The sequence below is a fragment of the Xanthomonas fragariae genome (genome assembly GCF_900183975.1).
GTDB lineage: Bacteria > Pseudomonadota > Gammaproteobacteria > Xanthomonadales > Xanthomonadaceae > Xanthomonas > Xanthomonas fragariae.
The window spans coordinates 1,960,247-1,986,192 of record NZ_LT853882.1; the positions used below are offsets into that span (position 1 = coordinate 1,960,247).

The window sequence follows — 25,946 nt, forward strand, 5'->3', positions numbered from 1 at the left end:
AGCCGTCGCGCGTTGTCGGCCAGGTTGCGGCGATTCAGTCGTGCACACCGGTCTCTCACATACGCGTGATAAGTTGTGGGTTATGGGAAATTTGAAGCCGACGATCGCAAAGCGCATTACCACGGGCAGCGAAGGGCTGGATAGAATTCTCCGCGGGGGCCTCCCGCCCAATCGACTGTATCTGCTTGAAGGCCAGCCTGGGTCGGGCAAGACAACGGTGGCGCTGAAGTTCTTGCTCGACGGTGCGGCCAAGGGGGAGAGCTGCCTGTACGTGACCTTGTCGGAAACCATCGACGAGCTCAACGAGGTGGCTGCCTCGCATAACTGGGTGCTGGACGGCCTGCATATTTTCGAGCTGGCCTCGGCCGAGGCGTTCCTGAGCGACGGACGTCAGCAGTCCATCCTGCATCCGTGGGAAGTGGAGCTCGATGGCACCATCAAGCTCATCCAGTCCGAAGTCGATCGGGTCAAGCCGACGCGCGTGGTATTCGATTCGCTGTCCGAACTGCTTCTGCTGGCGCAGGATCCATTGCGTTACCGCCGCCAGATGTTGGTGCTCAAGCAGTTCTTCGCGCCGCGCAATATCACCGTGTTCTTGGTGGACGATCTGACTAGCGAAAACGGCGAGCGCGATGCGCATCTGCACAGCCTCTGCCACGGCGTGATCTCGCTGGAGCGCATGACGCTGGACTTCGGTGCGGCACGTCGGCGCATGCAGGTGCAGAAACTGCGCGGCGTGGATTTCATCGCTGGGTATCACGATCTGACCATCACCACCGGCGGCATGCGGATCTATCCGCGCCTGATCGCGTCCGACCACCACGTGCCGTTTATAGCCGACAAGGTGTCCAGCGGCGTGGAACGCATCGATGCGCTGTTGTACGGCGGCCCATTGCGCGGCACCAGCACGCTGCTGACCGGGCCGTCTGGCTCGGGCAAGACCAGTATCGCGCTGCAGTACGTCAGTGCAGCCTGCGAGCGTGGCGAGCACTGCTGCATCCTGGAGTTCGATGAGCGCACTGGAACGTTGTTGACGCGCGCCGAAAGCCTGGGCATCGATCTGCGCAAGCACCTGGATTCAGGCTTGCTGGAACTGCATCAGATGGACCCGGCCGAGCTGACCCCGGGCGAGTTCGCCTGGGCAGTGCGTGCCAGCGTGGAAGAGCGCAACTGCCGTATGCTGGTGATCGACAGTCTCAACGGCTACCTGTCGTCGATGCCACAGGAAAAGCAGCTGATGCTGCAGATGCACGAGTTGCTGTCCTATCTCAATCAGATTGGCGTCACCACGTTCTTGATCAGCCCGCAGCACGGTCTGGTCGGCACCATGCCGACCGGCAACCTCAACATCTCCTATCTGGCCGACTCCGTCATCCTGTTCCGCTTCTTCGAAGTGAAGGGACGCATTCGCAAGGCCTTGTCGGTGATCAAGAACCGCAGCGGTGCGCATGAGGATTCGATCCGAGAGTTGCGTATCGGCGACAGTGGTATCCACCTGAGCGAGCCGCTGGAAAAACTCCACGGTGTGCTGACCGGTACTCCACAGTTCATTGGAGACGATGCGCCGTTGCTGGATCGTCCACTTGACCACCAGTGATCCAGACGGCTCGATCGTCCACATCATCGCTCCATTCGGCCGCGATGCGGAAACCATTGCCGACATTGTCGGCCAGCGTGGACTGACGCGCAGAGTCTATAGCGCGCTTGCTGCATTGGCGGACGATCTGCTCGAAACCTCGGGTGTGGTGGTGTTGACCGAAGAAGTGGTCGGCGGCGATCTGCACCAGCTCTCGCATATCTTGCAGGGCCAGGCCGCGTGGTCGGATATTCCGTTCGTGCTGTTGCGTGCGCCGCGCGGCACGCGTAGCGGGCGGCAAGCCAGCCTGCCGGCCGAGATGACCAACGTTATCGAGCTGGAGCGGCCGCTGAGTTCGGCCTCGTTGCTGAGCGCGATCTCCAATGCGTTACGCTCGCGGCAGAAGCAGTTCGTGATTCGCGACCAGATGGCACAGCTCGCCGAAAGCCAGGCCGCGCTGGCACTGAGCGAGGCCGAGCTGCGTCGCGTTACCGATGCGTTGCCGGTGCTGATCGTCTTCATCGACAAGAATTTGGTGTATCGCTTTGCCAATCGCTCGTACGAGGATTGGATCGGCATCCCACCTGCGAATGTGATCGGGCGGTCATTATTGGAGGTGGTCGGCCCGGACGTGGTCGCCGAGCGCCGTGCCTGGGTCGACGCCGCACTGGCGGGGCAGGCATTGACCGTGGAAGCAAGCTGGCCGCACGTCGACGGGCGTCGCCGCGATGCGGAGATTCGCTACATGCCGCGCTTCGATGCGGATGGCAAGGTCGATGGCTTTCATGTATTTGCGACCGATGTGACCGCACGCGCGTTGGCGATGGAATCGATCCAGCAGCAGGCCAACCTGCTCGAGGTCAAGGTTGTCGAGCGTACTGCCGAGTTGCAGCAGCAGATGCTGGCGCGCGAATCCAGCGAGGCTGCACTGCGCCAGGCGCAGAAGATGGAAGCGGTGGGCCAGCTGACTGGCGGTATCGCACACGATTTCAACAATATGTTGACCGGAATTTTGTCGGCGCTGGATCTGGCGCGGCTGCGCATCGATCAGGGCCGCACCGAGGGGCTGGGGCGCTTCCTGGATGTGGCCTCGGCATCGGCCTTGCGCGCAGCTGCATTGACCCAGCGCCTGCTCGCGTTTTCGCGCCGGCAATCGCTGGAAGCGCGGCATTTGCATTTGAACGATCTGGTGGGGTCGCTGCAGGAATTGCTGGCGCGCACCTTAGGCGAGTCGGTGCGTCTGGAAACCGATCTGCAGGCAGATCTGCCGCAGGCCTACGTCGATGAAAATCAGCTGGAAAGCGCATTGCTCAATCTGGCCATCAACGCGCGCGATGCAATGCCCGATGGTGGGCAGTTGCGCATCGCAACGCGGCATCTGCAAGTAGAAGATCAGCCACTCGAACTCGGTCACGGCGTTACCCTGCCGCCGGGCACTTACGTAGTGGTGTTGGTGACCGACACCGGTACCGGCATGCCGGTGGATGTGCTCGAACGCGTGTTCGAGCCGTTTTACACGACCAAACCCATCGGGCAGGGCACTGGCCTGGGCATGTCAATGATCTACGGCTTCATGCAGCAGTCCAATGGGCAGGTGTGGGTGGAGTCGCAGATTGGCGTGGGCACCACGGTCAGCCTGTACCTGCCGGCCGGCGTGAGCCCGCACAGTGTGTTGCCTCAGCCGCAAGCCGGTGCGGTGGTGGCCGGGCATGGGCAGGGCCAGCAGGTGTTGGTGGTGGAAGACGACGAACAAGTGCGGCTGTTGGTGACCGAGCTGCTCAACGAACTGGGCTACCAGACTGCCGTGGTCGCCGATGCCGTCGCGGCACTACCGATTCTGGCCTCGCCGCGACAGATCGATTTGCTGGTCACCGATGTCGGGCTGCCTGGGCTCAATGGACGCCAATTGGCAGAGATCGCCCGGCAGTCACGTCGCGATCTGCCGGTGATCTTCATGACTGGCTACGCGGAGACTGCGCGCGACCGCGGTGAATTTCTTGCCGAAGGCATGAGCATGATCGTCAAGCCATTCACGCTGGGCGAGTTCAGCGGAAAGCTGCATGAGGTGTTGGGGCCGTCGTCATAGGGCAGACCCGACGTCCCCCCGATTTTGAGTAGCGCCTCAGTTTGGAGTCCAATTCCCTACCCCGAGGAGATTGGACGTGAAGAAGCGCTTTACCGAAGAGCAGATCATTGGCTTCCTGCGTGAGGCCGAAGCAGGCGTGGCGATCAAAGACCTGTGCCGGCGCCATGGCTTCAGTGAGGCCTCGTACTGCCTGTGGCGCAGCAAGTTCGGCGGGATGAGCGTGCCCGATGCCAAGCGACTCAAGGACCTTGAGTCCGAAAACGCGCGGCTGAAGAAGTTGTTGGCCGAGCAGCTGTTCGAGAACGACCTGATCAAGGATGCGCTGCGAAAAAAGTGGTGAGCGCACCGGCGCGTCGTGCGCTGGTGCGCGAGTGGATCGGGTGCGGTGCCAGCGAGCGTCGCGCGTTGGCCGCGATCGGCATGAGCGCCAGTGAGTTGCACTACTGCCCGCGCGAAGATCGCAACATCGAATTGCGTGAGCGCATCTGTGCGTTGGCGCATCGTCATCGCCGCTATGGCGTGGGGATGATCTATCTCAAACTGCGACAGGAAGGCCGCATCGTGAACTACAAGCGTGTGGAGCGGCTGTACCGCGAAAAGCAGTTGCAGGTCCGGCGCCGCAAGCGCAAGAAAGTGCCAGTGGGCGAGCGTCAGCCGCTGCTGCGGCCATTGCGAGCCAACCAGGTGTGGTCGATGGACTTCGTGTTCGACCGCACTGCCGAAGGCAGGGCGATCAAGTGTCTGGTGATCGTGGACGACGCAACCCACGAAGCGGTCGCCATCGAGGTGGAACGCGCGATCTCCGGCCACGGCGTGACGCGGGTGCTGGATCGGCTGGCGGACAGTCGCGGTTTGCCGCAAGTCATCCGTACCGAGCGCGAAGCCTGCCCTCGGGGCACAACGGCAAGGAGTTTTGCGGCAGGGCGATGGTCGCCTGGGCGCACGCCCGTGGTGTGCAGCTACGGCTCATCCAGCCGGGCAAACCGAACCAGAACGCCTACGTCGAATCGTTCAACGGCCGACTACGCGACGAATGCCTCAACGAGCACTGGTTCCCAACACTGCTGCATGCACGCACCGAGATCGAGCGATGGCGACGCGAATACAACGAGGACCGACCCAAGAAAGCAATCGGCGGCATGACGCCGGCCGCTTATGCCCAACATCTGGCAAACACCGATATCATCAGGCCCGGACTCTAAACCCGGCCGCTACTCAGGGCGGGGGGACGTCGATCCCTCGCACGCGGGATGGACTGAGTTTCGAGAACGATCCTGGATTTGCCGAAAGCAAGGCCGAGCAAAAGTGGCTTGACCGGCATGGCTATCCGAACGAGAAGCAACTAGAAGCTTACATGCCCGCCCCTGAGACGCTTCTCAAGCAAGCTGCCGAGACGGGTGATATGGCAGCGCAAGCAATGCTCGACGCAAGGCTGCTGCCAACTGACCAAAAAGCTCAACAACGTCTTGTGGATGCAGGAGCAGAAGGCAATCTTTTCGCATTGAATATGCTTGCGTCTTATCAGGGGGGCAGTGCCAGTGGAGATCCTGTGGCGGCCTATGCAGTGTCGCGTGTGGCGGAAATGCGGGGCGACACCCGAGCTGGAATAACCAGGGAAGTTATGATCGCAAAGTCTCTTACGACTGAGCAAAGAATGCTTGGTGAGTCTGAGGCCTTACGGCTGAATCAGGCAATAAATCAAATCTACATTTCAAAGCACGGCGCTGCGCCGATTTTGGATAAACGTCCCATCGGGGGGTAATAGTTTTTCTGTCGGCAGAAATGTCCAGAAACCAGTACTCAGCGTAACGAAAACTGCTAGTTCTGGCACGCACCTGGAACCATCAAAGCGTTGCGGCGATTGGGTGTTGGGGGTTTTACAGGAGAGACGAATTAACACTTTTACTCAAACCCAGCGTGCCATTGCGCTCAGTGCGAGGCACACTTTGACTGACGCGCACTGACCATCGATTCCGCCACGGCGATCTTGTCGGCTACTGCTTTCTGCATTGGCGAGCCGGCGTCCAGCAAGCCATGCAGGTGGCGCCAATGTTCGGTGGCGGCGCTGTAATCATGCTGTTGGAAGTCGCTGATGCCGAGCAGCCACAGACCGCGTTGATTCCCCGGCTCGCGTGCGACCACCTGTTGCAGACGTGTGCGTGAGGCGGCATCGATAGCGAAGTCGCTGCGCGTTGCCAGGTCTGCCGCCACCCAGCCGACGATGGCGGCACCGATGTCGGGTGCAATCTTGAGTGCTTGCGCGTAGGCCTGGCGTGCGTCGGCGGGGCGATTTTCCTGCTCGTGCGCTTTGGCCTGCTGCATCCACGATTCCAACGCCTGCTCCTGCGCATCATCGGCGGCGTGGGTGTCCTGCGTTTGCTCACCACCGGCAGTGGAAGAGAGTGTGGCTACCGATTGCGCAGTGGACTGCGCCGCCGCGTACACACGCCGTGCGATCGCATCCGGCGCACCGACCAGCCGATACAAACCGGCCGTGGCGATCGGCAAGGCGAGCACTAATAGAATCGGCAATGTGTAGTGTGCATCGCCATTGCGCGTGGGTTGGCGCACCAGCGGCATCAGCCACAACAGCAGCGCAATCGCCACCATTGTCGCGCTTGCGTAATAGAAAACTGTCATCACCACTGTTCCTCTGCTTGGGGCGCCACTGGCGTGCCGGCACACGCACGTTTGCGCCCTGTATGGATCACCACGCCCGCACCCGCACCCAGCACCAACAACGGCCCGAACCACAGCAGCCAGGTGCCGCGCTTGACCGGCGGATCGTACAACACGAAGTCCGAATAGCGATCGACCATGTACTGCTTGATCTGCGTGTCGCTGTTGCCGGCCTGGAGTTGGGCAAACACCTGATGGCGCAGATCGCGCGACGGCTCGGCTTTGGAGTCGGCCAGGTTCTCGTTCTGACACACCAGGCAACGGGGCTGCACTGTCAGCCGTTGATAGCGTGCTTCATCGCTGCGGTTCTTGAACGGTAACTGGGCCACCGCCTGCGCAGCCAGTGGTGGCGCAAACAACACGCCCAGCAGCAACAGCACGATCAAGCGCAGTTGACGACGCCACGGCATCACGGTGCGCCCTTGGGTCGCGCGGCGATGGCAGGCAGCAACTCGTCGTCGATGACATCGGGCGTGAGCACGCCGATGTGCTTGTAGCGGATCAGGCCTTGCGCGTCGATAAGGAAACTTTCCGGCACGCCGAGCCGGCTGGCTTGCGCCATCAATACAGGATGTTCGTGCACGCACTCGACGCACCAGCTGCCGAAATCATTGAGCACGCAGGGCTTGCCCAGCAGTTGCTCGCGGCTGACGCGTAGCTCGGGCTGATCCAGCCGCGGCAACGAGAACGCCGGTGCCGGTTCGCCGACCAACGGCGAGGGCACATCGCGCAGGTTGTGCTGCATCGTCCAGTAGATGCCGAAGCCGAACAGTGCCGCCGGCAACAAAAAGCCCAGCAAGGGCAGCATGCGATTCACGGGTGCGATGCCGATATACAGCACCGGCGGGTGGAAGGTCATGCCCGGATCCTGCAGCACCGGATTGAGTTCGTTGCCATCCAAGGGAATCGGCGACAGCCGCCCGAATGGGTTGGAGGTCCGCAGGACGAAAGCCGGAAAGCCTACCGACACCAGCCCCAACACCGCCAGGACACGCGCGGCAAGGTGCTGCGGCAAATGCCGGCTGAAGGCGGCCAGCAACAGCGTCCAGGTGGCGGGTATGGCGATCCACAGCAGCAACGAGCCTTCGTGCGCGCCCCACAACGTGGCAAACCGGTAATACCAGGGCAGGGCGATGTTGGCGTTGTCGGCGACAGAACGCACCGAAAAATCCAGAAAATCCAGCCAGAGCAGCGACCACGCGAGCAGGCCGAACGCCATCCATACAAACACCGCTTGACCCACCGCCGCAGGCCGCGCGATACCCATCAACGCGGTGTTGCCGCGCCAGGCACCGATCAGCGGCAACACGCCTTGAGCAAGCGACAGCAGTAATGCCAGGATCAGTGCGATCTGGCCGAATTCAGGCGTCACGGGCCATTCGCACGGTGCCACGAAAAGAGACTATCAAGGTGATTGAACGCAACCGGCATCGCATCAACGCGGTGCAGTCAGCAGTACAGCGGCGGCAGGAATCGGCTTGCCGACATGGCCTTCTGCCATCGCGTCTTTGGTTCTTTCGGCATGTAGGTTTCGTCGTGCTTGGCTATCACTTCGTTGGCGATAACGCGCCTGCCTTGCATGCGTCCGTTGGCGATCACCGATTGGTTGTTGCGAAACAGATCCCCAGATGCGGAAGAATGCCGGTGTACTCGCCTGCGTTGCCGCGTGCTTGTCGATGACGGTGAAGTTGACTTTCAGGCGATCGGTTGCGCGCTGGATCGAGCCAGCCTTGACCATGCCGCCTAGCCGGATTCGCCATACCAATGCGATAAACGCCGACACTCCCATCGCTGCGTAGATGAAAAGACTCATCCAGGCGCTAGGCACGTGGATGAAGATGATGCGGTATGCGTCGTGCTGCTGATAATCCGGCGGCGCCAACACCAGCCCGCCATACGCGGCGACCACGCCAAGCAGCAACGCCAGACCCAACGCCCACGGGCGCACGATGCCGGCGAAGCGATAAAAGACGGGCGGCGAGCTGAGTTTATGCAGCCACAAGTGGACCCGCTTGGCCATACCGATGCCGTCAGTTGGAATGTCTGGCGGGAGGCGCCAGCACTTCGACCGCTGCGCCGGCGTTGACCTGCAGCTGGCCGTTGGAGACCTTACTGGTGCGCTGCATCAGCTCGCGCAACGCAGTGGCATCCATCGATGGCGACAGCGACAACAGCAGCGCGGCCATACCGCTGACATGCGCAGTCGCCATCGACGAGCCGGAGGTAAAGTCGTAGCGGCCGTTCGGCTGCGTGGTCAGGATGTCCTTGCCGGGCGCGCTCAGCACGCCGGGCATGGCGGCAGTGGCGCTGCTGCTACGCACGACCAGCACGCCGGGTACATCGTTGGGAAACCCATCCAATCGCCCGTTCGGCGGCATCGCCGCCACCACGACGCGGCCCTGTTGCACCAGCCGCTGCAACATCTTGCTCAGCAGCGGATCGGCCGGGCCGCCCAGGCTCAGATTGATCACGCGTGCGGAGCTGTTGTTGATCGCCGCCAGCGCCTTGGCCAGGGTGAAGGTGTTGCAGCGCGCCGTTGCGCCGACTGTCGGCGCATACCAGCACGCTTTGTAGATGCTCATCATGGCCTTGGGCGCCATGCCGACGATACCTTGGTTGTTGTTGCTGGCGGCGGCAATGATTCCGGCCACTTCGGTGCCGTGCGAATCGGTGCTAGCCATGACCGGCGTGTCATCGACTAGATCGTGCACATCGCGGATGCGTGCCTTCAGATCGGGATGGTTGGCATCCACGCCGGTATCGACGATTGCGACCACGACGCCGCGGCCCTGAGTGGTGGTCTGCGCGCTGGCGGCATCGATGGCGATGAAGCCGCGCTGCATGTCCACATACGGATCGTTGTAGCTAGACAGCGGTGTGGTTTTTTCCGCCGCATCGGCGGAAAAAACCGAGAAATCCTGCACCGGTTGCACCAGCTCCACGCCTTCGTCGTCGGCCAGCGCGCTGACCAGCTCATCGCGCGACACGCCCGACGGCGGTTCGAGCACGGCGCAGTACAGGCCCAGCGAAGTGATCGGCCAGCCTGAGACTTGGCGCAGTTTGTAGCGCTGCTTGATGGTGTCCATACGCGCGGCCGCATGCTGGCCGGCGCCGTAGTAACTGGATGCGTAACCGATCAGGCTGGAGCCGGCGCGGGCCGGCGGTGCGGTGAGCGGATTGGCAACCGCCAGCAGGATGTCGCGGCTGCTGTCGGGCGTATGCGCATCGGCCGGCGGCGTGATGGCGACATCGGGCGTGGGTTTCTGCAGTGCCTGTTCGGCGCTCGCATTGGCGTGCGCGCCCAGGCCGAGGAGCGCAGCGATCAGGCCGATAGCAAAGAAGCGACTCATGGGGCCGAGACGATCTCGGCCAGCCGGATGCCCGGATTGGCGCGCAGCTGTTGCACGGTCTGCCGCGGCTGGGCCGGTGGCTGCGGTGCGGCAGGGACCACGGTGTAGGCGCCCATTTCGTTGGGGCCACCGACGACCTGCAGCTGCTGCGCATGTAGCAAACGGTCCCAATCGGCGACGCTCATCCTGGCGTCCGGCACCACGCGGATGGCACCTTGCGGCACCGGTAATGCCGTGGCGCTGCTGAGCGTGCGGTAATCGTGCGCCGGCACCGGTGCCGGCGACGCCAGCTTGACGCCCATGACGCCTAAACCAATTGCCTGCACCAAGGCGGCGGCGGCCAGTGCGCGCACCGTCCAGCTGCCGGAGCGGCGTGTCGCCGCGACCGGTGCAGGTGCGGCGTGCTGCTCCGGCGCATCCAGGCGCCCAAGCAGGCGTTGCAGCCCGGTGTTGGCGTCCAGCTTGACCGTCGATGGCAGCGCCAATGCCTGGCGCAGGCGGTTCTGCTGAGCAAACTCGGCGCTGCACGAGGCGCACTTGGCCAGGTGCGCGATCAGCCAAGTGTTCTCTTCTTCGGTGGCACTGTCCAGCAGCACTGCCGGCATCAGCTCCCAGGCGTGCGAGCATTCCTTGCCAGGTGCGATGAAAAAAGTCTTCATTGCATGGTCTCCGTGTAAGGGGCGCCGTCGGCCAAACCGGGCAGCACATTGCGTAATTTAACCCGCGCATGGAACAGGCGGGCTTTGATCGTGCCGACCGGGCACTGCATGATGTCGGCCACTTCTTCGAGCTTGTGGCCGACCCCGTAGACTAGCTCGATCACCAGGCGCTGATCCGGCGACAGCCGTTGCATGCCTTTATCGAGCCAATCGCGCAGCTCGCGGTCGTCGTTGTCGTCGGCGCTGGGGGCGTGCTCTTCCACCACGGCGGTATCGTCGATGGCTTCGCCGTCATGCTGACGCAGGCATTTGAGCCCGCAGCGGTAGGCGATGCCCATGATCCAGGTTGACACCTGCGAATCGCCGCGGAAGTCGCCGGCTTTTTGCCAGGCGATCCAGAAACAGTCGTTGATGGCTTCTTCGATGATGTCCGGGCGGCGGGTCAGGCGTGACAGGAATCGGCATAGCCGGCCGTGATAGCTGTGGTACATGCTCGCAAGGGCGTTGCGATCGCCCGCAGCCATGCGGCGCAACAGCATGCGGTCGGTGGCATCACTTAAGGTGTCGGTGTCATTCATCAAAGCGGGTACGGCTCAGGACGCATGTCAGTGCCCACGAGCAGGCAAAAGGTTGCGGGCGAATCAAAACGTCTTGGCCAGCATGCCCAGCCATGGCGTTTCGCCGGGCCCACCCTGCATGCGTGGCGTATTGTCGCTGGTGAGGATACGTTCCATTTTCAGGGTCCATCCGGCGCGGCTCCACTTCAGGCCCAGTTGTCCGTACCGATAAAGGCCTGCATTGGCGGCGCCGTAGGCCATCGCCGGAAACTGCGAGACGCCCGCGCCAGCCGAGAGGCTGAAATCCGCCGAGATCGGCACGTTGGCAGTGACGTCAATGGCCATGATCCAGGGCGAGCGCTGCGCACGGGGAAAATTGAAGGTGGAGAACGAGAACGTGAGCACGTCGCGGTACGACCAGGCCAGGCTGGCCTCCTGGCGGTCGAACGTGCGCGACTGGCGGTCGGCCGGGTAGGCGTAGTACAGCGCGCTGGCCTGCATCTGCCAGCGATCGTCCAGCATCCATGCACGGCTTACCTGAACCGTGGCGGCCACCGGCTTGCTCAGCGATGGAGATTGCAGCGCGGCGGAGACCGACACCGACCAGCCAGGCGATGGCAGCCAATCACCTGCAGCCTGCAGGGTGACCTTGTTGGGGGCGATGGAAATGCCGCGATCGATCAGCTCCGAAGCGACTGCAACCGTGCCGCCTACGTTGTCCGCAAGCGCGCTGCCACAAGGGCTCATGACCAGAGCGAGCAACAGCAAGTGGCGCAACCGGGCACGTCGCTGCGCCCCCCGCAGATACCCGCAGCGCGCATGCATACAGGGCATCACCAGCGAACGCCCGAAGCGAGGACGCTGCAAGGGTGATCTTCCCTTGCGGCCCATGGATGTCCGTCGCAAGCGCAGCTGCGTCGCGTTCGGCATGGGAACGACTTGGCGGACAAAACATTCGGCAAGGGTGCGAGGTCTCTACACGGAGCGGGGCGCATTGGTGACCCATTACGCTGGGCGAGACCGCCGTAGTTGCGGCAGTTTCCGTATACGCGAAGGAGCCGCGTTAGGCAACGCGGCTTGGTGACCGAGGACTGAGACAGAGAAGTCTTGAGCTGGGCCGGTGTCCATTGCCACTTGCTGGCCTTGAGCGCATCGGAGTCGTTGCTATAGTCCGGCAAGCTGGCGGCGGTGCGCCCGGCCACGCCGAACGGGGACCGGCCTTTCTTGCTTCTTGCCCTGGGCGGCACTTTGGCATTCGGCGCATTCGGTTAGGAAGATGCCTTTGCCCGGGCCGTCGGCGGAGCGGGCGGGGCCAGTGCGGCGCCGGCTAACAGCAGGCCGGCCAACGATGCGCACAACAGGGTCTTGTTGAGTGACTTCATGGGGAAGGACCTTACAAGTGCGGGGGAATCAGAACGACACATTCATCGACAGCGCGACGCTGTCGAGATCGCGTGGGTTGGTGATCGGATTGCCGGCACCGAACACATTGGTGGTGCTGCCGTTGAACTTGTCGAAGCGGAACCAGCTGGCCGAGAAACGCACGTTGGCGTTGGTGGTATGGGCGCCTTCCTTACCGAACGGCATCCAATACAGCAGGATCAGATTGGCGGTGGTATCGGGGATGCCGTACGGCAGGTAACGCGCGGCATCGAACGCGCCGCTGTTGATCAGGTGCGCCGCCAGCACGCCATAAGAGCGGGTAACAAAACCCAGGAAGAAGCCGTAAGCAGATGATGGAGCAAGCAAGCGAGAGCAACGCCAAGTGGAGATCGATGCGGCGTTCAAAGCGGATGCGCAGTTTGCCCATGCCTGCGAACCAGGCATGAGTGCGCTCGACGCCCCAGCGATGACGGCCCAACCGGTCGTTGCGCGCGATCCCCTTGCGTGCGATCCGCGCAATGATGCCGCGCTGCTTGAGGAAGGCGCGACAGCGGTCGATGTCGTAAGCCTTGTCGGCGTGCAATTTGTCTGGCCAACGTCGCAGGCGCCCTGGTTTGCCACCAATTGGCGGCAAGGCGTCGATCAACTCCTCGAACACGACCGAGTCGTGCCGATTGGCGCCGGTGACGCACACCGCCAAGGGGATGCCGTTGCGATCGACGATCAGATGCCGTTTGCTGCCGCGTTTGCCGCGATCGGTCGGGTTCGGCCCGGTATATGGGCCCCCCGGGGGGGTAGGCTACGCTAGCGGCGTCCAGACCAGCTCGGCTCAGGTCCAGCGTCTGAGCGCGACGTAGCTCGGCCAGCAACACCTGATGCAGACGATGCCACACACCGGCGGCCTGCCAATCACGCAACCGGCGCCAGCAGGTCATGCCGCTGCCGTAGCCCAGCTCCATAGGCAGGTCTTCCCACGGCACGCCCGTGCGCAGGACATAGACGATGCCGTTGAGGGCTTGCTGATCACTGATACGCGGCCGTCCACCTTTGGGCGAACGCTTCACTTGCGGAATCAGCGGCTCGATGCGCTTCCACAGCGCAATGGGGGATCTCTTTGCGACGTGTCATGTCCGCAATTTTGCCACCGGCGAGACAAGATTCAAGGGGTTTTGTTAGACGCTCTTAGTCTGCTTGAACGCGTAGTTCATGCTGATGTTCTGGTTGCGCACGCTTCTGCGGTCGCGCGGGGACATGGTTGGGTCGGTCGGCTGCCAGCCCGGATGGTCCTGCGCATCGCTGGACCGCGCGCTGTAGGTGCCCACGTCGCCGTACCAGTTACGTTAGGCCGTATAGGCTGGCGCCGATCACGCGGTTGGAGAGTGCCGACGCACTGAGCATGGCTGCGCACTGACGCCGACGCCGCACCGGCTGTCCGCAAAGGTGCTGCGTGTCTATGTCGCGGCTTCCCACGCGATGACGTGGCGTGCCTGCGTTCACGCGACGACGAAGATCGCATGGGGCGCCCGAGCGCATATCAGCTTGGCGATCGCTATCTGATGTATTGCATTCGCGGCGACACGCATGGCGGTTACTTCCCCGGCGTTGCCTTTAGGAGCAATGCTGTAGTTATCGGAGCACGGCTGGTAGGCGCAGACACTGTGCTACCCGGCCTTGGGGTGGCTAGCAAAACGACTGCGCTCACCGCCAGACGGGCGCGGCGGGTGCGCGGAATCGACATTTACCAAGCGTACCTTGCGGTTCCTCCGCGCCGTCCGCACCCACCTAAAGACTGCTCGCTACGTTTTGTTAGCCTCTCTAACCTGCAATCTCTTCCAACGCACGATTGCGCGTGGGTGGCCCAAACAGTGCAATCACACTGGCCACGATCGACAGACTGATCACGATGAAAGCCAGCACGCCATGGCTGCCGACCTGGGCAAGCAGCCAGCCGATCAGTACGCTGCTTGCTGCCGTCGAAAGGCGACTGAACGAATAGCAGAACCCAACCGCCCGCGCGCGCGATTCAGTCGGGAACAACTCGGCCTGGTAGCCATGATATGCAAAGCTCATCCAGGCATTGCAGAACGCGATCATCGCCCCGCATAGCACCATGCCAATCGCCTGATGCTGCAACGAAAACAGTACGCCGAACAACACTGCGCCCAGCGCCGACGCGGTGATCTGCCATTTGTTTTCCCAGCGCTGCGCAAAGCGCAGCAACAGCAACGGTGCCAGCGGATACGCCAGCGAAATTGCAAACGCATAGCTCAGGCTCTTGCTCACGCCGGTGCCTTGCGCCGAGATCAACGCCGGTAGCCAATTGCCGAAGCCGAAGAACCCGATCGCTTGAAAAATATGGAACACCACCAGCATGCCGATACGCCCGCGATATGGCACACGCCACAATATCGAAGCCTGCGCGTCGCCCAACTGCGAGGATGGGGCCGCCTGCGGCGCAGGCACAGGCAACGGCGCGCCCACATCGTGTGCGCAACGCGCTTCGAGTTGGTTCAACACGGCATCGGCTTCCGCATGGCGGCCTTGCGTGGCCAGCCAGCGTGCCGATTCCGGCAAACGGCTGCGCAGCCACCAGATCGCCAGCGCAAACACGCCGCTGAGCAACACCACCCAACGCCAGCCGCTCACGCCCAGCGGCGCATGCGGCACCAGCAGCCAGGCAGTCAGCGCGACCGTGGGAACCGCCAAAAACTGCACGAAGAACGCAAACGCAAACGCCGCACTGCGCATGTGCCGCGGAACCAATTCGGACAGATAGGTATCGATGGTCACCAGCTCGATCCCCAGTCCAATACCGACCACAAAGCGCAGCGCGATCACACCGAAGGCCGTGCTTTGCAGACCCATCGCCACGGTTGCGGCGGTGTACCAGATCAAAGCGAAGGTGAAAACAGGCCGTCGACCGAAACGGTCTGCAAACGGGCTCAACAGTACGGCGCCGACAAACAGGCCCAGAAACGTTGCCGCCGCGAATGCGGCCTGATCGGACATGCCAAACGCACCATCCGCGCCGCTGCCAAAGATGCCATCGCCGATCAGCCCAGGGCTGATGTAGGCGGTCTGGAACAGGTCGTACAACTCAAAAAACCCGCCCAGCGCAAGCAAGCCAACCAGCCGCCACAGCGTGGCGCTGGCCGGCAGCCGATCAATGCGCGCAGCGATCTGTGCGGAGTGGGAGAGTGCAGATGTTGCGTTCGAAGACATTCGTCGTACAGGCGCAGCCAAACCAACGGCTATCATAATCAGCGGCCCGATCCCGCAGCGATGACGCTTCGCGGCACGGTCGACGCATTCGCGCACGAACCCGACATACTCAGCAACAACAACTGAGAGCGGCTATTAAAAACACTGCGCTCACCGCCAGGCGGGCGCGGCCGGTGCTCGTAGTGGTTTTGATAGCCGCTCTCAGGCTCTGTCTGTAAAGAAGCCTTAGTAACCCCCCCCAGTGTTCGACTGCTGGAATGCTGTAATCCCTTCAGCGTCGGCCGAACGGCTAGCAATGCTGCCCGGTCAGCCCCATCTAGTAGAGATAAACTTGTTTCTCTGGAGTCATCTGATGACGCCTATTTCCGTGCTCGACCTGGCGCCGGTCTGCGAAGGCAGCGACACTACGCATGCATTCGCCAACATGCTCGATCTGGCCCGGCACGCCGAGCGCTGGGGCTATCGGCGCTATTGGTTGGCCGAGCATCACAACATGCCGGGCATCGCCAGCGCGGCCACCGCCGTGCTGATCGGTCACGTCGCCGGCGGCACCAAGACCATCCGTGTCGGCGCCGGCGGCATCATGCTGCCCAACCACGCGCCGCTGCAGGTGGCCGAACAGTTCGGCACACTAGCCTCGTTGTATCCGCAGCGCATCGATCTGGGTCTGGGCCGCGCGCCCGGTACCGATCAGCCCACTGCGCGCGCGTTGCGTCGCTATTTCGATAGTGCCGATCAGTTTCCGCAGGACGTTGCCGAATTGTTGCGCTACTTCGCACCTGCCGTGCCGGGCCAGTTGGTGCAAGCGGTGCCGGGCGCCGGGCTCGATGTGCCTTTGTGGTTGCTGGGCTCGAGCCTGTTCAGTGCGCGCCTGGCTGCGGCGATGGGCTTGTCGTTCGCGTTCGCCTCGCACTTCGCGCCCGATGCGATGGACGAGGCGGTAGCGATCTACCGCCGCCAATTCCGCCCGTCCGCACAGTTGGCCAAGCCGCACGTGATGCTGGCCCTGAATGTGGTGGCAGCGGAAACCCAAGCGCAGGCGCGCCGCCTGTTCACTACCCAGCAGCAGAGCTTCGTCAATCTGCGTCGCGGCAAGCCGGGCAAGATCCCACCGCCGATCGATCACATCGACAGCTTCTGGCAGCCGCATGAGCAGGTTGGCGTGGAGCGTGCATTGGCGTGCACCGTGCTTGGCGATGCCGAGCAGATCGCCCAAGGTGTTGCAGACTTCATCGACCGCCACACGCCGGATGAGTTGTTGTTCACCGCCAACATCTACGACCACGCCGCGCGTCTGCGGTCGTTCGAGATCGCCGCCGCCGCATGGCGCGAGCTGGAGGTGAGCACTGCATGATGCACGTCGCTTCGCGCGGCGATCCGCTGCGATGCGTGCACATCCATTGGGGACACGCGCATGCACCTGCAGGAACCTAGCAAAAGCATCAAACAGTTAGCCGAATTGATCCGCGGCGTGGACACGCCGTGACCGACGATCCGGGCAGCCCGCCGAACAACCGTGTGGTCGATCTGACGTAAGCGCGATGATCCAGGTGACTGGTCGCCTCGCACTCAGCCCCACGCGACCGGCCACCACCCGCGAATCAGATTTACCAACTGGTCGGAGGTGAAGCCAAACACAGCGACCGATATCAGCGCCGCCGACCACCCCACCAGCATCAGGGCGCCATCGCGCTCAAGCAAGGCGAGCGCGAACAGCAGCAGAATCAGGCCAAAAATGTAGTTGGTGAATGGGATCGGCAGCGTCAGCAAGAAACCGGTTAACACCAGCAGCAACCCGGTAAACACCTGCGCCGGTCTCCGATCCAGCATGCTGTGCAAACGCGGCTTGAGCAGCCGATCCAGGCGTTGCAGCGTCGGCGCTAATTTCGCGACAAAGCGCTGACTGGTCCTGCGACGCGGCCCGCGCTCGCCGATGAAACGCGGCACCCATGGCTTGCGCAGGCAGCACATTATCTGCACGCCGATCAGCATTGTCAGCGGACCGCTGATACCACCGGCCACGCCGGGAATCGGCATGAAGGACGGCAGGATCGCCAGGAACAAAAACACGCCGAAGGCGCTCTGTTGCAGATCGGCCAGAATCTCGCGCACACGCAGCACGTGCTCCGGGTCGCCTTCGCTGAAGGCCGCCAGCAAACGGCGGATACCTTCATTGCGATAACGCATCTGTTCGCTGCCGGTGTCGTCGGATGGCGGCGCGTGGTTATCCGACGATGTCATCGCTGTCCTCGTCGCCGACGCGGCTCAACAACAACTTGTCCACGCGTGCGCCATCCAGATCGACGATCTCGATGCGCCAGCCGGCCCAATCGAAAAATTCGCCGGCCTGCGGAATGCGTCCGAAGTAGTAAATGCACAGGCCGGCAAGCGTGTGGTAATCGCCTTCGTCGGCTTCTGGCAGCTCGGCGCCCAGCACTTCGCGCAGTTCTTCCACTGGCAGCGAGCCATCGATCAGCAACGAGCCGTCGGCGCGTGTCACGACCAGCGCGTCTTCGTCGGTGTTTTCCACTGCCTGCAGACGGCCAACCACCGCCCCCATCAGGTCGCTGATGGTCACCAGCCCGCGGATTTCGCCGTATTCGTCGACCACCAGTGCCATCGATTGCTGTTCTTCGCGGAAGATCTCCAGCAGCTTCATCGCATGCGTGGATTCGGACACGAACAAGGTGTCGCGCAAAGCCTGGAACAGGTGCGCGCCATGCCCATCCATACGCGTGACCAGCGATTTGACTTCCAGCACGCCGGCAATGTCCTGGTCGCTGCCGCGATACACCGGATAGCGCGAGAATTCGTGCTCGCGCATCACCTGCAGATTGCGTTCCGGCTCGGCGTTGGCATCCAGCCAGGCGATGCGGTTGCGCGGCGTCATCAGGCTGTCGGCGGTGCGGTCGCCCAGCCGCATCACGCGGTTCATCATGTCGCGCTCGTACGCATCGATCACGCCGGCTTCGTGGCTTTCGGCCACAAGCATGCGGATCTCTTCTTCGGTCACCGATGCCGATTCGTCTTTGCCCATGCCCAGCATGCGCAGCACCAGCCGGGTCGAGCGCGCCAGTACCCACACGCCTGGTGCGGCGATCTTGGCCAACCAGGCCATCGGCACTGCGACAACGCCAGCGATGTCTTCGGAATTGCGCAGCGCCAGCCGCTTGGGCACAAGTTCGCCGAAAATCAGTGTCAGGAAGGTGATCAACGCGACTGCCAGCGTGCTGCCGATGACCACCGAATACGGTTTGGGCTCGCCGATCAGGGCGAAGGTGGCTGACAGGGTGGGGAACACCTGCTGCAGCCAGACGCCGATGGCCTCGCCAATGGCTTCGCCGCCAAACAGGCCAGTCAGGATGCCGATCGAGGTGATGCCGATCTGTACCGTGGACAGAAAATTTTCGGGGCTTTCGGCCAATGCCAGGGCCCGCGCGGCGCGTTTGCTGGAGCCAGCCATCTGCTTCAGGCGGCTTTTGCGGGAGGTCATCAACGACATCTCCGACATGGCGAAGAAGCCGTTCACCAGGATCAGGGCGATGACGATCAGAAACTCAATCACGGGCGTCTTCCCCGGTCGGTGAAGGGAAGGGCGGGGGGGGGGGGGGCGGCGCGCGCAAAGGCTGGGCGGTAACGGGGGGGATAGGGTCGTCTTCCATAGGGTGCACCCGAGGGCGCGCTGCCATGTTAGCAAACCGAAGGGTGGTTCGAGCCGGGAAATGCCGATGTGAAGGCCCGTCCTGGCAGCAAGATACCCAGACAGGCGATGGAACGGTCATAATTGTTGCTTGGCGTCCGTCTCTCTCTTACGGCAGGAAGTGGTCTACCCATGTTCTCGTTGCAGACCATCTTCGGTTCAGGCAAGCAGCTTTATTGGCTTCTGAACGAAGCGGCGCAGGCCGCCTACGACAGTACCAAAGCGTTGCAAGTCATGATGCGCGAGTCCGACCGCCAACCCGTGCTGGACGCCTTCAAGCTGGCTCGGCTGCGTGAACGCGCCGCCTCCGACAAGATCGGACAGGCGCTGGTGGACAGTTTCATGACTCCGATCGAGCGCGAAGACATCGAGGCGCTTGGCTCGGCGCTGTACAAGATTCCCAAGCAGGTCGAAAAGTTTGCCGACCGTTATTCGCTGGCCATCCAGCACCTGGAGCACATCGACTTCGCCCCGCGCGCGGCGATGCTGGAACAGGCAGCCGCGGTAGTGGTGGACATGGTCAACGACCTGCCACGCATGAACGTCGATCGTATGACCGCGCTCAACGACAAGCTGCGTATGCTGGAAAACGAGGCCGACCGGCTGATGCTGGAGCTGTATCGCGACATCTATTCCGGCCGCCTGGACACGCTGCAGATGTTTCTGCTCAAGGAGTTCTTCGAGATTCTGGAAAAGGCCATCGACCGTTGCCGTGAGGCAGGGGTGGTGGTTTATCAGATCGTGCTGAAGAACAGCTGAGGTCGCCGCGTGTTTGCCCTTGTCCTGGTGGTGATTCTGGCTGCGTTGGTGTTCGAGTTCATCAACGGCTTTCACGACACCGCCAACTCCATCGCCACCGTGGTCGCCACCAAGGTGTTGTCGCCGGGTTGGGCAGTGATGCTGGCCGCTGGCATGAACCTGATCGGCGCACTCACCGGCTCGGCCGTGGCGCTGACCATCGCTTCCGGGCTGCTCAACACCAACGTGGTCGACGTCACCCCGCAGGTGATTTTGTGCGCGTTGCTGGGCGGCATCATCTGGAACCTGATCACCTGGTGGAAAGGCCTGCCGTCGTCCTCCTCGCACGCCTTGATCGGTGGCCTGTGCGGCGCCGGCCTGGCTGCCGCGCACAACGACTGGGACGCGCTGATCTGGTCGGAGAACATCGGCAACTGGGCCGGGAACAAGGGCTTGTTGTGGAAAGTGTTCGTGCCGATGATCACCTCGCCGATTGCCGGCTTCCTGCTCGGTATTGTGGTGATGCTGTTGCTGTGGGCGATCATCGCCGGCATGGCCGAGCTGGGCGGCGCGATCGGCCGGCTCGCGCGTCCGCGCTGGGTCAACGCGTTCTTCGGCAAGGCGCAGATCGCCTCTGCCGCTTACATGGGGTACGCGCACGGCCATAACGACGCACAGAAGACCATGGGCGTCATCGCCATGACTTTGATCGGCGCGCAGTCGGCCGGTGCGCTGGACGATCTGCCGAGCTGGCTGGCGTTTTTGCATCCAGGCACTGGGGTGGCTACGGGCGCCGGCATCCCGATGTGGATCGTGCTGACTTGCGCGGTGGTGATTGCCGCAGGTACTGCCTCGGGCGGTTGGAAGATCATCAAAACGCTCGGTCACAAAATGGTCAAGCTGCATCCCATCCACGGCTTTGCCGCAGAAACCAGCGCGGCGACGGTGCTCACCGTCGCCGCGCATTTCGGCATGCCGGTGTCGACCACGCACAGCATTTCCACCGCCATCATGGGCGTGGGCTTTGCCAAGAATCCGCGCTCGCTGCGGCTAGGCGTGATCGAACGTATCGTTTGGGCCTGGATTCTGACCATTCCGGCGGCCGGTGGTGTGGCGTATCTGATCCTGCGCTGCTTGGAAGCGTTTGGCTGGACATGAGCCTTGTCGTCGCGCGGTCAGCTTGGCCGGCGGCGCTGCGCCTCTGCCGCTGCGGGTCAGCCCGTTCGGCGTGCTTGTGTGATTGGCTAACACGTCCTGCTCAAGGAAAACGCAACGATGATGCTCGCCTTGGTATGCCTGCTGTTTCTGCTGTCCTGGCTGATTGGCCGTCGTGGTTGGTTGCGCAGTGCACCGATACTGGCGGCGGCCACGTTGTTGTTGTTGCTGGTCGGCTGCGGCCCGTTGCCGGCCTGGATGCTGCATGGGTTGCAGCAGACTGGGGTCAACGATTTCAATGATTGGCGCGCCCGTAACATGATCGTGTTGCTGGGCGCAGGCACCGTACGCCCGGATGGCCCTGATGCCACCGCCGAAGCCAACATGTTCGCTTATGGCCGCATCGTTGAGTCGGCGCGGCTGTACCGGCAGTGCCGTACGCACGGCGGCGACTGCAAGATCGAGATCAGTGGCGGCGATGCGCGCGGCCTGGGGTTGTCCGAGGCGGTGGTGTATCGGCAGGTGCTGATCGGGCTGGGTATCGATAAAGCCGATCTGATCATGGAGCCATCCAGCGTGAATACCTGGCAGAACGCGCAGTTCAGCCAGCCATTGCTGCGCAAGTACCGCCCCGATCGGGTTTTGCTGGTGTCGTCGGCTACCCATCTGCGTCGCGCCGAGTTGTATTTCCGGCACTTCGGCATCGATGCCACGCCGGTACGTTCGGACTGGTTGACCGCCTCCTGGGCATGGTTGCCGCAGAGCTACAACTTCACCGTGGCCGATGTCGCCTTGCACGAGTATCTCGGCATCGCGCGTTATCGTGTTTACGAGTGGATGGGCTGGAATCTCAAGGCCATGCAGCCCGGTGCGTTGTGAGCCGGGATTGGGAATTCGTAGTAGCCGGCGCGCGTCACCGCATACGCGGTTAGTTCACAACGGCGCCTGGCGCGGTTTCCAACTCGGCAATGGCTGAAGGACGCGCGTGGTGGCTGGAAGGTCAGCAAGAGCAGGTCCGGTAGCTCTGCAATCACACGTGCACTCGCTCGCAGTTGGTCCGATGCATCGCCGACCGCTGCTGCGGCCGGCGATGTTTGTGCTCAACGCGTTTCGTACATCGCCTTGACGTCGTTGCGGAACGCGGCCTGGCTGGCGGCGCGGTTATAGAACATGTGGCCGCCCGGATACTCGCGCACCTGCACGCGTTTCGGGTCGCTGCCCATCGCCGGCATCTGATCCACCGTCAGCACCGAGCCCATGAATGGGCAGGAGAGATCGTTCCAGCCGTGCGCGATCAACACGTGTAGCTTGGGGTCGATGGCAACCGACTGACGCAGTTGTGTCACCGCTCCCTTGCGTAGCTCGTCGTTCCAGTCCCACAGTTTGTTGACGTCGTAATTGAGCGCCTGATAACGCGCATCGATTTTCCAGCCGACCACACGGGTAACGAAGTCCACCATCGCGGTGGTTGTCGGCGCGATGATGCTGTCCAGCAGCGGGTCGTTGGCGCGTTGCTCGGGGTCGTTGGGGAAAGGGTCGAATGCGGTCACGTTGGAGTCGTAACGGCTGCCCAGCTCACCCTTGTCGCGGAACACTTCGCGTAGGTACGCCTGGGTTTCCAGCCGTCCACCAGAGCGTCGCACATAGGCTTGATCCAGCCCGGTCATGCGAGTGACCTGTTGCAGCATCGCTTCAGTCGCTTGCGGGTCGGTGCGCCCCTTCATCAGCGCCACCGCGTAATCGCTGCGGGTGTAATCGATCACCTGACGCATCGCTGCGTCGCTCAGCTGGCCCTGGCGCTCCAGGTGCGCGGCGGCAATCGACGGCAGCGTCATCATCCACGCCAGCGGTGACACATCGCTGTTGTCGTCCAGGGTCGGATTGAGATACGGTGAAACCAGCACCACGCCATTCATCGCCACGCCCAACCTTGTCTGCAGGTAATGGGTGATGCGCGGGCCACGGAAGCCGCCATAGCTTTCGCCAACCAGATACTTGCGTGCCTGCAGACGACGGTTTTTGAGCAGCCAGTCGTAGACCACGCGCGAGAGATATTCCACATCGGCCTGCGGGTTGTAGAACTGCTTCTTCGCGTCATCGTCGCCGATCAAGGCGCGGCTGAAGCCTGTGCCGACCGGATCGATGAACACCAGATCGGTGAAATCCAGCCAGGTGCCCGGATTGTCGCGCAGCGCCGTCGGTGCCGAAGCGCTATCGCCTTCGGCGCCAAAGCCCACCACCTTCGGCCCGATTGCGCCCATGTTCAGATACACCGACGAGGCGCCTGGTCCGCCGTTCAATGCAAAGGTCACCGGGCGGTCCTTGCCATCGACGGTGTAGGCGGTAAACACCACTTCGCCAGTGGTCTTGCCCTGCGCATCGCGCACCGGCAGCGTGCCGATGGTTGCGGTGTATGTCAGCGTTCGGCCGGCCACGCGCGTACTCTGGCGCAGGCTGGCATCGGCCGGCAACGGTGCGGGTTTGGCAACGGCGCTGGCATCGGGTTTAGCGTCGTTTTTACTCTCGTTTTTATTTGGCGCATCGGCCAGCGCCATCCCGCTGAGCAGGACACAGGCCAGCAAACTGGCACGGACAAAGAAGGGCATGAGCATCGACGTCAGCGTAGGGAACGACGATGGTAGGCCGTTGCAGAGTGCGTTGGATGTGCACAAAGGCATGTCTGTCGCGCCGACCGATGTGGCCTGCTGAGCGTGCTTCCTTGTCCCGCTCGGGAGAAGGTGTTCGGTAGGGGTGATGAAGATACGGGCGAAGCCTTCGCATCATTCCTTACCGAGTGGCTTAGCTCTGTAACTACCCCAGCGCCGCGGGCCGGGCGCTCGAATGCACGCGCGCCTGTAGCGCGCACGCTGCCTCATCGCCACGCAAGAGAGGAACTCTAGAGCTCTTCGGTGGTTTTAGACTTCCAGCGAAGCTAGATCGCCCTTGGTTTCCAGCCACTGCTTGCGGTCGCCAGCGCGCTTCTTGGCCAGCAGCATGTCCATCAACAATCGGGTCTGTTCGCCGTCGTCGATGGTCAGCTGTACCAGGCGGCGCGTGTCCGGGTGGATGGTCGATTCGCGCAACTGTTGCGGATTCATTTCGCCCAGACCCTTGAAGCGGGTGACGCTGACTTGTCCCTTAATCTTCTCGCGCGCGATCTTGTCCAGCAGCGTGGCCTTTTCTTCTTCGTCCAGCGCGTAGAACACCTGCTTGCCCACGTCCACACGGAACAGCGGCGGCATCGCAACGAAAACATGGCCGGCCGCAACCAACGCCGGGAAGTGCTTCAAAAATAACGCGGTCAGCAGCGTGGCGATATGCAGACCGTCGGAGTCCGCGTCGGCCAGAATCACCACCTTGCCGTAGCGCAGCCCGGTGATGTCGTGCTTGCCCGGGTCGCAGCCGATCGCGATCGCCAGATTATGCACTTCTTCGGAGGCCAGCACGCTGCCCGATGCCACTTCCCAGGTGTTGAGGATCTTGCCGCGCAACGGCAGGATCGCCTGGAAATCCTTGTCACGCGCCTGCTTGGCCGAGCCGCCGGCGGAGTCGCCTTCGACCAGAAACAGTTCGGTACGCGATAGATCCTGGCTGATGCAATCGGCCAGCTTGCCGGGCAGTGCAGGACCTTGGGTGACCTTCTTGCGGACGATCTGCTTTTCGGTCTTCAAGCGCGCACTGGCCCGATCGATGGCGATCTGCGCGATTTTCTGGCCGATCTCAACGTTCTGATTGAGATACAGACTGAAGGCATCGTGCGCGGCGCCTTCGATGAAGCCTGCCGCCTGGCGTGAAGACAAACGCTCCTTGGTCTGCCCGGAAAATTGCGGGTCGGTCATCTTCAGGCTGAGCACGAAGGTGACCCGGTCCCACACGTCTTCCGGCGCCAGCTTAACGCCGCGCGGCAGCAGATTACGGAAATCGCAGAACTCGCGCAGCGCATCGGTCAGGCCCGAACGCAGGCCGTTGACGTGGGTGCCGTGCTGCGCGGTGGGAATCAGATTGACGTAGCTTTCCTGCACCAGCTCGCCTTCCGGCACCCAGGCCGCGGCCCAGTCGACGATTTCGGTGTCCTTCTTCAGGCTGCCCGCGAACAGATCAGCCGGCAGCATCTCGTGCTCGGCCATCTCGCCTTTCAGGTAATCGCGCAGGCCGTTCTCGAAGTACCAGCTGTCCTGCTCGCCGGTGGCCTCGTCATGCAGCTTGACGGTCAGGCTCGGACACAACACCGCTTTGGCACGCAGCAAATGACGCAGCGCACGCACGTTGAATTTTGGGGTGTCGAAATACTTCGGGTCGGCCCAGAAGCGCAGCCGCGTGCCGGTGTTTTTTTTTCCGACAGTGCCAACCACTTCCAGCTTGGAGGCGGCGATGCCATCGCGGAATTCCATGCGGTGCTCGCTGCCTTCGCGCTTGATGAACAGCTCGACCTTGGTCGACAGCGCATTGACCACGCTCACGCCCACGCCGTGCAGACCGCCGGAGAAGGTGTAGTTGCGGTTATTGAACTTGCCGCCGGCATGCAGGCGGGTCAGGATCAGTTCGACACCGGGGATCTTCTCTTCCGGATGCATGTCCACCGGCATGCCACGGCCATCGTCGGACACCTCGCAGCTGCCATCCTTGTACAGGGTCACTTCGACTTGTTTGGCGTGACCGGCTAGCGCCTCGTCGACCGAGTTGTCGATCACTTCCTGCGCCAGATGGTTCGGGCGCGCAGTGTCGGTATACATGCCAGGGCGGCGTTTGACCGGGTCCAGGCCCGACAGCACTTCAATATCGGCGGCGTTATAACGGGTGTTCATGCATCTCGTTGGCACGTGAAACGACGCGCAAGTGTG

General features: G+C 62.4%; 19 protein-coding genes, 1 other RNA gene and 8 pseudogenes. 10 read left to right on the plus strand and 18 right to left on the minus strand.

The genetic code is table 11. From position 1 onward, the window contains the following. Positions 1–82: 82 nt before the first annotated feature. The 4 genes and pseudogenes from PD885_RS09115 (at position 83) to PD885_RS09130 (ending at position 5,424) form a co-directional block, all read left to right on the plus strand. Positions 83–1,597: an ATPase domain-containing protein gene (locus PD885_RS09115; RefSeq protein ID WP_002804529.1), complete on the plus strand. Its 1,515-nt coding sequence runs from the start codon at positions 83–85 to the stop codon at positions 1,595–1,597. Continuing rightward, entirely contained in the window at positions 1,584–3,662 is a 2,079-nt protein-coding gene (locus tag PD885_RS09120) for a PAS domain-containing sensor histidine kinase (protein WP_002804530.1), read from the plus strand. The genes PD885_RS09115 and PD885_RS09120 overlap by 14 nt, the downstream gene beginning before the upstream one ends. A gap of 76 nt (positions 3,663–3,738) precedes the next feature. Next, positions 3,739–4,864, plus strand: a pseudogene (locus tag PD885_RS09125) (IS3 family transposase). A gap of 53 nt (positions 4,865–4,917) precedes the next feature. Beyond that, complete coding sequence (locus PD885_RS09130) at positions 4,918–5,424, plus strand: hypothetical protein (RefSeq protein WP_088057116.1); 507 nt, start codon at positions 4,918–4,920, stop codon at positions 5,422–5,424. A gap of 167 nt (positions 5,425–5,591) precedes the next feature. On the opposite strand, the gene PD885_RS09135 is transcribed toward PD885_RS09130, so the two are convergent. From PD885_RS09135 to PD885_RS09190, 13 genes and pseudogenes are all read right to left on the minus strand, one after another. Beyond that, positions 5,592–6,302, minus strand: a complete 711-nt coding sequence (locus tag PD885_RS09135; protein WP_002808160.1) for a tetratricopeptide repeat protein — start codon at positions 6,300–6,302, stop codon at positions 5,592–5,594. Next, on the minus strand, positions 6,302–6,751 hold the full coding sequence (locus PD885_RS09140) for a cytochrome c-type biogenesis protein (RefSeq protein ID WP_002808159.1): 450 nt from the start codon (positions 6,749–6,751) through the stop codon (positions 6,302–6,304). The genes PD885_RS09135 and PD885_RS09140 overlap by 1 nt, the downstream gene beginning before the upstream one ends. Further along, positions 6,751–7,086, minus strand: coding sequence for a thioredoxin domain-containing protein (locus PD885_RS21400; protein WP_386271024.1), 336 nt, complete (start codon positions 7,084–7,086; stop codon positions 6,751–6,753). Before PD885_RS21400 ends, PD885_RS09140 begins: the two co-directional genes overlap by 1 nt. Next, positions 7,087–7,713: pseudogene (ccsA, locus tag PD885_RS09145) on the minus strand (cytochrome c biogenesis protein CcsA); the annotation flags it as partial. It lies immediately after the preceding gene. A gap of 63 nt (positions 7,714–7,776) precedes the next feature. Continuing rightward, a pseudogene (locus PD885_RS22510) lies at positions 7,777–8,361 on the minus strand (cytochrome c maturation protein CcmE domain-containing protein). A 10-nt stretch (positions 8,362–8,371) separates the two neighbouring features. Next, positions 8,372–9,691 carry a S8 family peptidase gene (locus PD885_RS09155; RefSeq protein WP_002808156.1) on the minus strand — a complete coding sequence of 440 codons (1,320 nt, stop codon included), beginning with the start codon at positions 9,689–9,691 and terminating at the stop codon, positions 8,372–8,374. Next, positions 9,688–10,350, minus strand: a complete 663-nt coding sequence (locus PD885_RS09160) for a zf-HC2 domain-containing protein (RefSeq protein ID WP_002808149.1) — start codon at positions 10,348–10,350, stop codon at positions 9,688–9,690. Before PD885_RS09160 ends, PD885_RS09155 begins: the two co-directional genes overlap by 4 nt. Beyond that, positions 10,347–10,928 (minus strand): sigma-70 family RNA polymerase sigma factor, encoded by a 582-nt coding sequence (locus PD885_RS09165; RefSeq protein ID WP_002808147.1) that lies wholly within the window; start codon positions 10,926–10,928, stop codon positions 10,347–10,349. The genes PD885_RS09160 and PD885_RS09165 overlap by 4 nt, the downstream gene beginning before the upstream one ends. Positions 10,929–10,991: 63 nt before the next feature. After that, positions 10,992–11,732 (minus strand): hypothetical protein, encoded by a 741-nt coding sequence (locus PD885_RS09170; protein WP_002808145.1) that lies wholly within the window; start codon positions 11,730–11,732, stop codon positions 10,992–10,994. Positions 11,733–11,992: 260 nt separating this feature from the next. Further along, positions 11,993–12,289 (minus strand): annotated as a pseudogene (locus PD885_RS09175) (c-type cytochrome); the annotation flags it as partial. 28 nt (positions 12,290–12,317) lie between these two features. Further along, positions 12,318–12,608: pseudogene (locus tag PD885_RS09180) on the minus strand (cytochrome C); the annotation flags it as partial. A 4-nt stretch (positions 12,609–12,612) separates the two neighbouring features. Further along, positions 12,613–13,418 (minus strand): annotated as a pseudogene (locus PD885_RS09185) (IS5 family transposase); the annotation flags it as partial. Between the two features lie 47 nt (positions 13,419–13,465). Further along, a pseudogene (locus PD885_RS09190) lies at positions 13,466–13,694 on the minus strand (hypothetical protein); the annotation flags it as partial. Here PD885_RS09190 and PD885_RS22710 point away from each other — a divergent pair. Then, a pseudogene (locus PD885_RS22710) lies at positions 13,695–13,934 on the plus strand (hypothetical protein); the annotation flags it as partial. A 92-nt stretch (positions 13,935–14,026) separates the two neighbouring features. After that, positions 14,027–14,102: non-coding RNA, sX9 sRNA (locus PD885_RS09195), on the plus strand. 3 nt (positions 14,103–14,105) lie between these two features. Here the strand turns inward: PD885_RS09195 and PD885_RS09200 are convergent. Next, positions 14,106–15,512, minus strand: coding sequence for an MFS transporter (locus PD885_RS09200; protein ID WP_002808135.1), 1,407 nt, complete (start codon positions 15,510–15,512; stop codon positions 14,106–14,108). Positions 15,513–15,864: 352 nt separating this feature from the next. On the opposite strand from PD885_RS09200, the gene PD885_RS09205 reads away from it, so the two are divergent. Next, positions 15,865–16,866 carry an LLM class flavin-dependent oxidoreductase gene (locus PD885_RS09205; protein ID WP_002808133.1) on the plus strand — a complete coding sequence of 334 codons (1,002 nt, stop codon included), beginning with the start codon at positions 15,865–15,867 and terminating at the stop codon, positions 16,864–16,866. A gap of 215 nt (positions 16,867–17,081) precedes the next feature. On the opposite strand, the gene PD885_RS09210 is transcribed toward PD885_RS09205, so the two are convergent. Then, positions 17,082–17,753: an exopolysaccharide biosynthesis protein gene (locus PD885_RS09210; protein WP_002808131.1), complete on the minus strand. Its 672-nt coding sequence runs from the start codon at positions 17,751–17,753 to the stop codon at positions 17,082–17,084. Continuing rightward, positions 17,737–19,077 carry a hemolysin family protein gene (locus PD885_RS09215; RefSeq protein WP_002808128.1) on the minus strand — a complete coding sequence of 447 codons (1,341 nt, stop codon included), beginning with the start codon at positions 19,075–19,077 and terminating at the stop codon, positions 17,737–17,739. The genes PD885_RS09210 and PD885_RS09215 overlap by 17 nt, the downstream gene beginning before the upstream one ends. Positions 19,078–19,344: 267 nt before the next feature. Between PD885_RS09215 and PD885_RS09225 the strand changes: the two genes are divergently transcribed. From PD885_RS09225 to PD885_RS09235, 3 genes are all read left to right on the plus strand, one after another. After that, the gene (locus PD885_RS09225) at positions 19,345–19,971 is read left to right on the plus strand and encodes a DUF47 domain-containing protein (RefSeq protein WP_002808125.1); all 627 of its coding nucleotides are present in this window, start codon (positions 19,345–19,347) and stop codon (positions 19,969–19,971) included. 9 nt (positions 19,972–19,980) lie between these two features. After that, complete coding sequence (locus PD885_RS09230; RefSeq protein ID WP_002808123.1) at positions 19,981–21,108, plus strand: inorganic phosphate transporter; 1,128 nt, start codon at positions 19,981–19,983, stop codon at positions 21,106–21,108. Between the two features lie 117 nt (positions 21,109–21,225). Next, positions 21,226–21,984, plus strand: coding sequence for a YdcF family protein (locus PD885_RS09235; RefSeq protein WP_002808121.1), 759 nt, complete (start codon positions 21,226–21,228; stop codon positions 21,982–21,984). 221 nt (positions 21,985–22,205) lie between these two features. Here the strand turns inward: PD885_RS09235 and PD885_RS09240 are convergent, their stop codons facing one another. After that, positions 22,206–23,711 carry a S10 family peptidase gene (locus PD885_RS09240; protein WP_002808120.1) on the minus strand — a complete coding sequence of 502 codons (1,506 nt, stop codon included), beginning with the start codon at positions 23,709–23,711 and terminating at the stop codon, positions 22,206–22,208. Positions 23,712–24,020: 309 nt separating this feature from the next. Then, positions 24,021–25,910, minus strand: coding sequence for a DNA topoisomerase IV subunit B (parE, locus tag PD885_RS09245; RefSeq protein ID WP_002808118.1), 1,890 nt, complete (start codon positions 25,908–25,910; stop codon positions 24,021–24,023). Positions 25,911–25,946 lie beyond the last annotated feature (36 nt).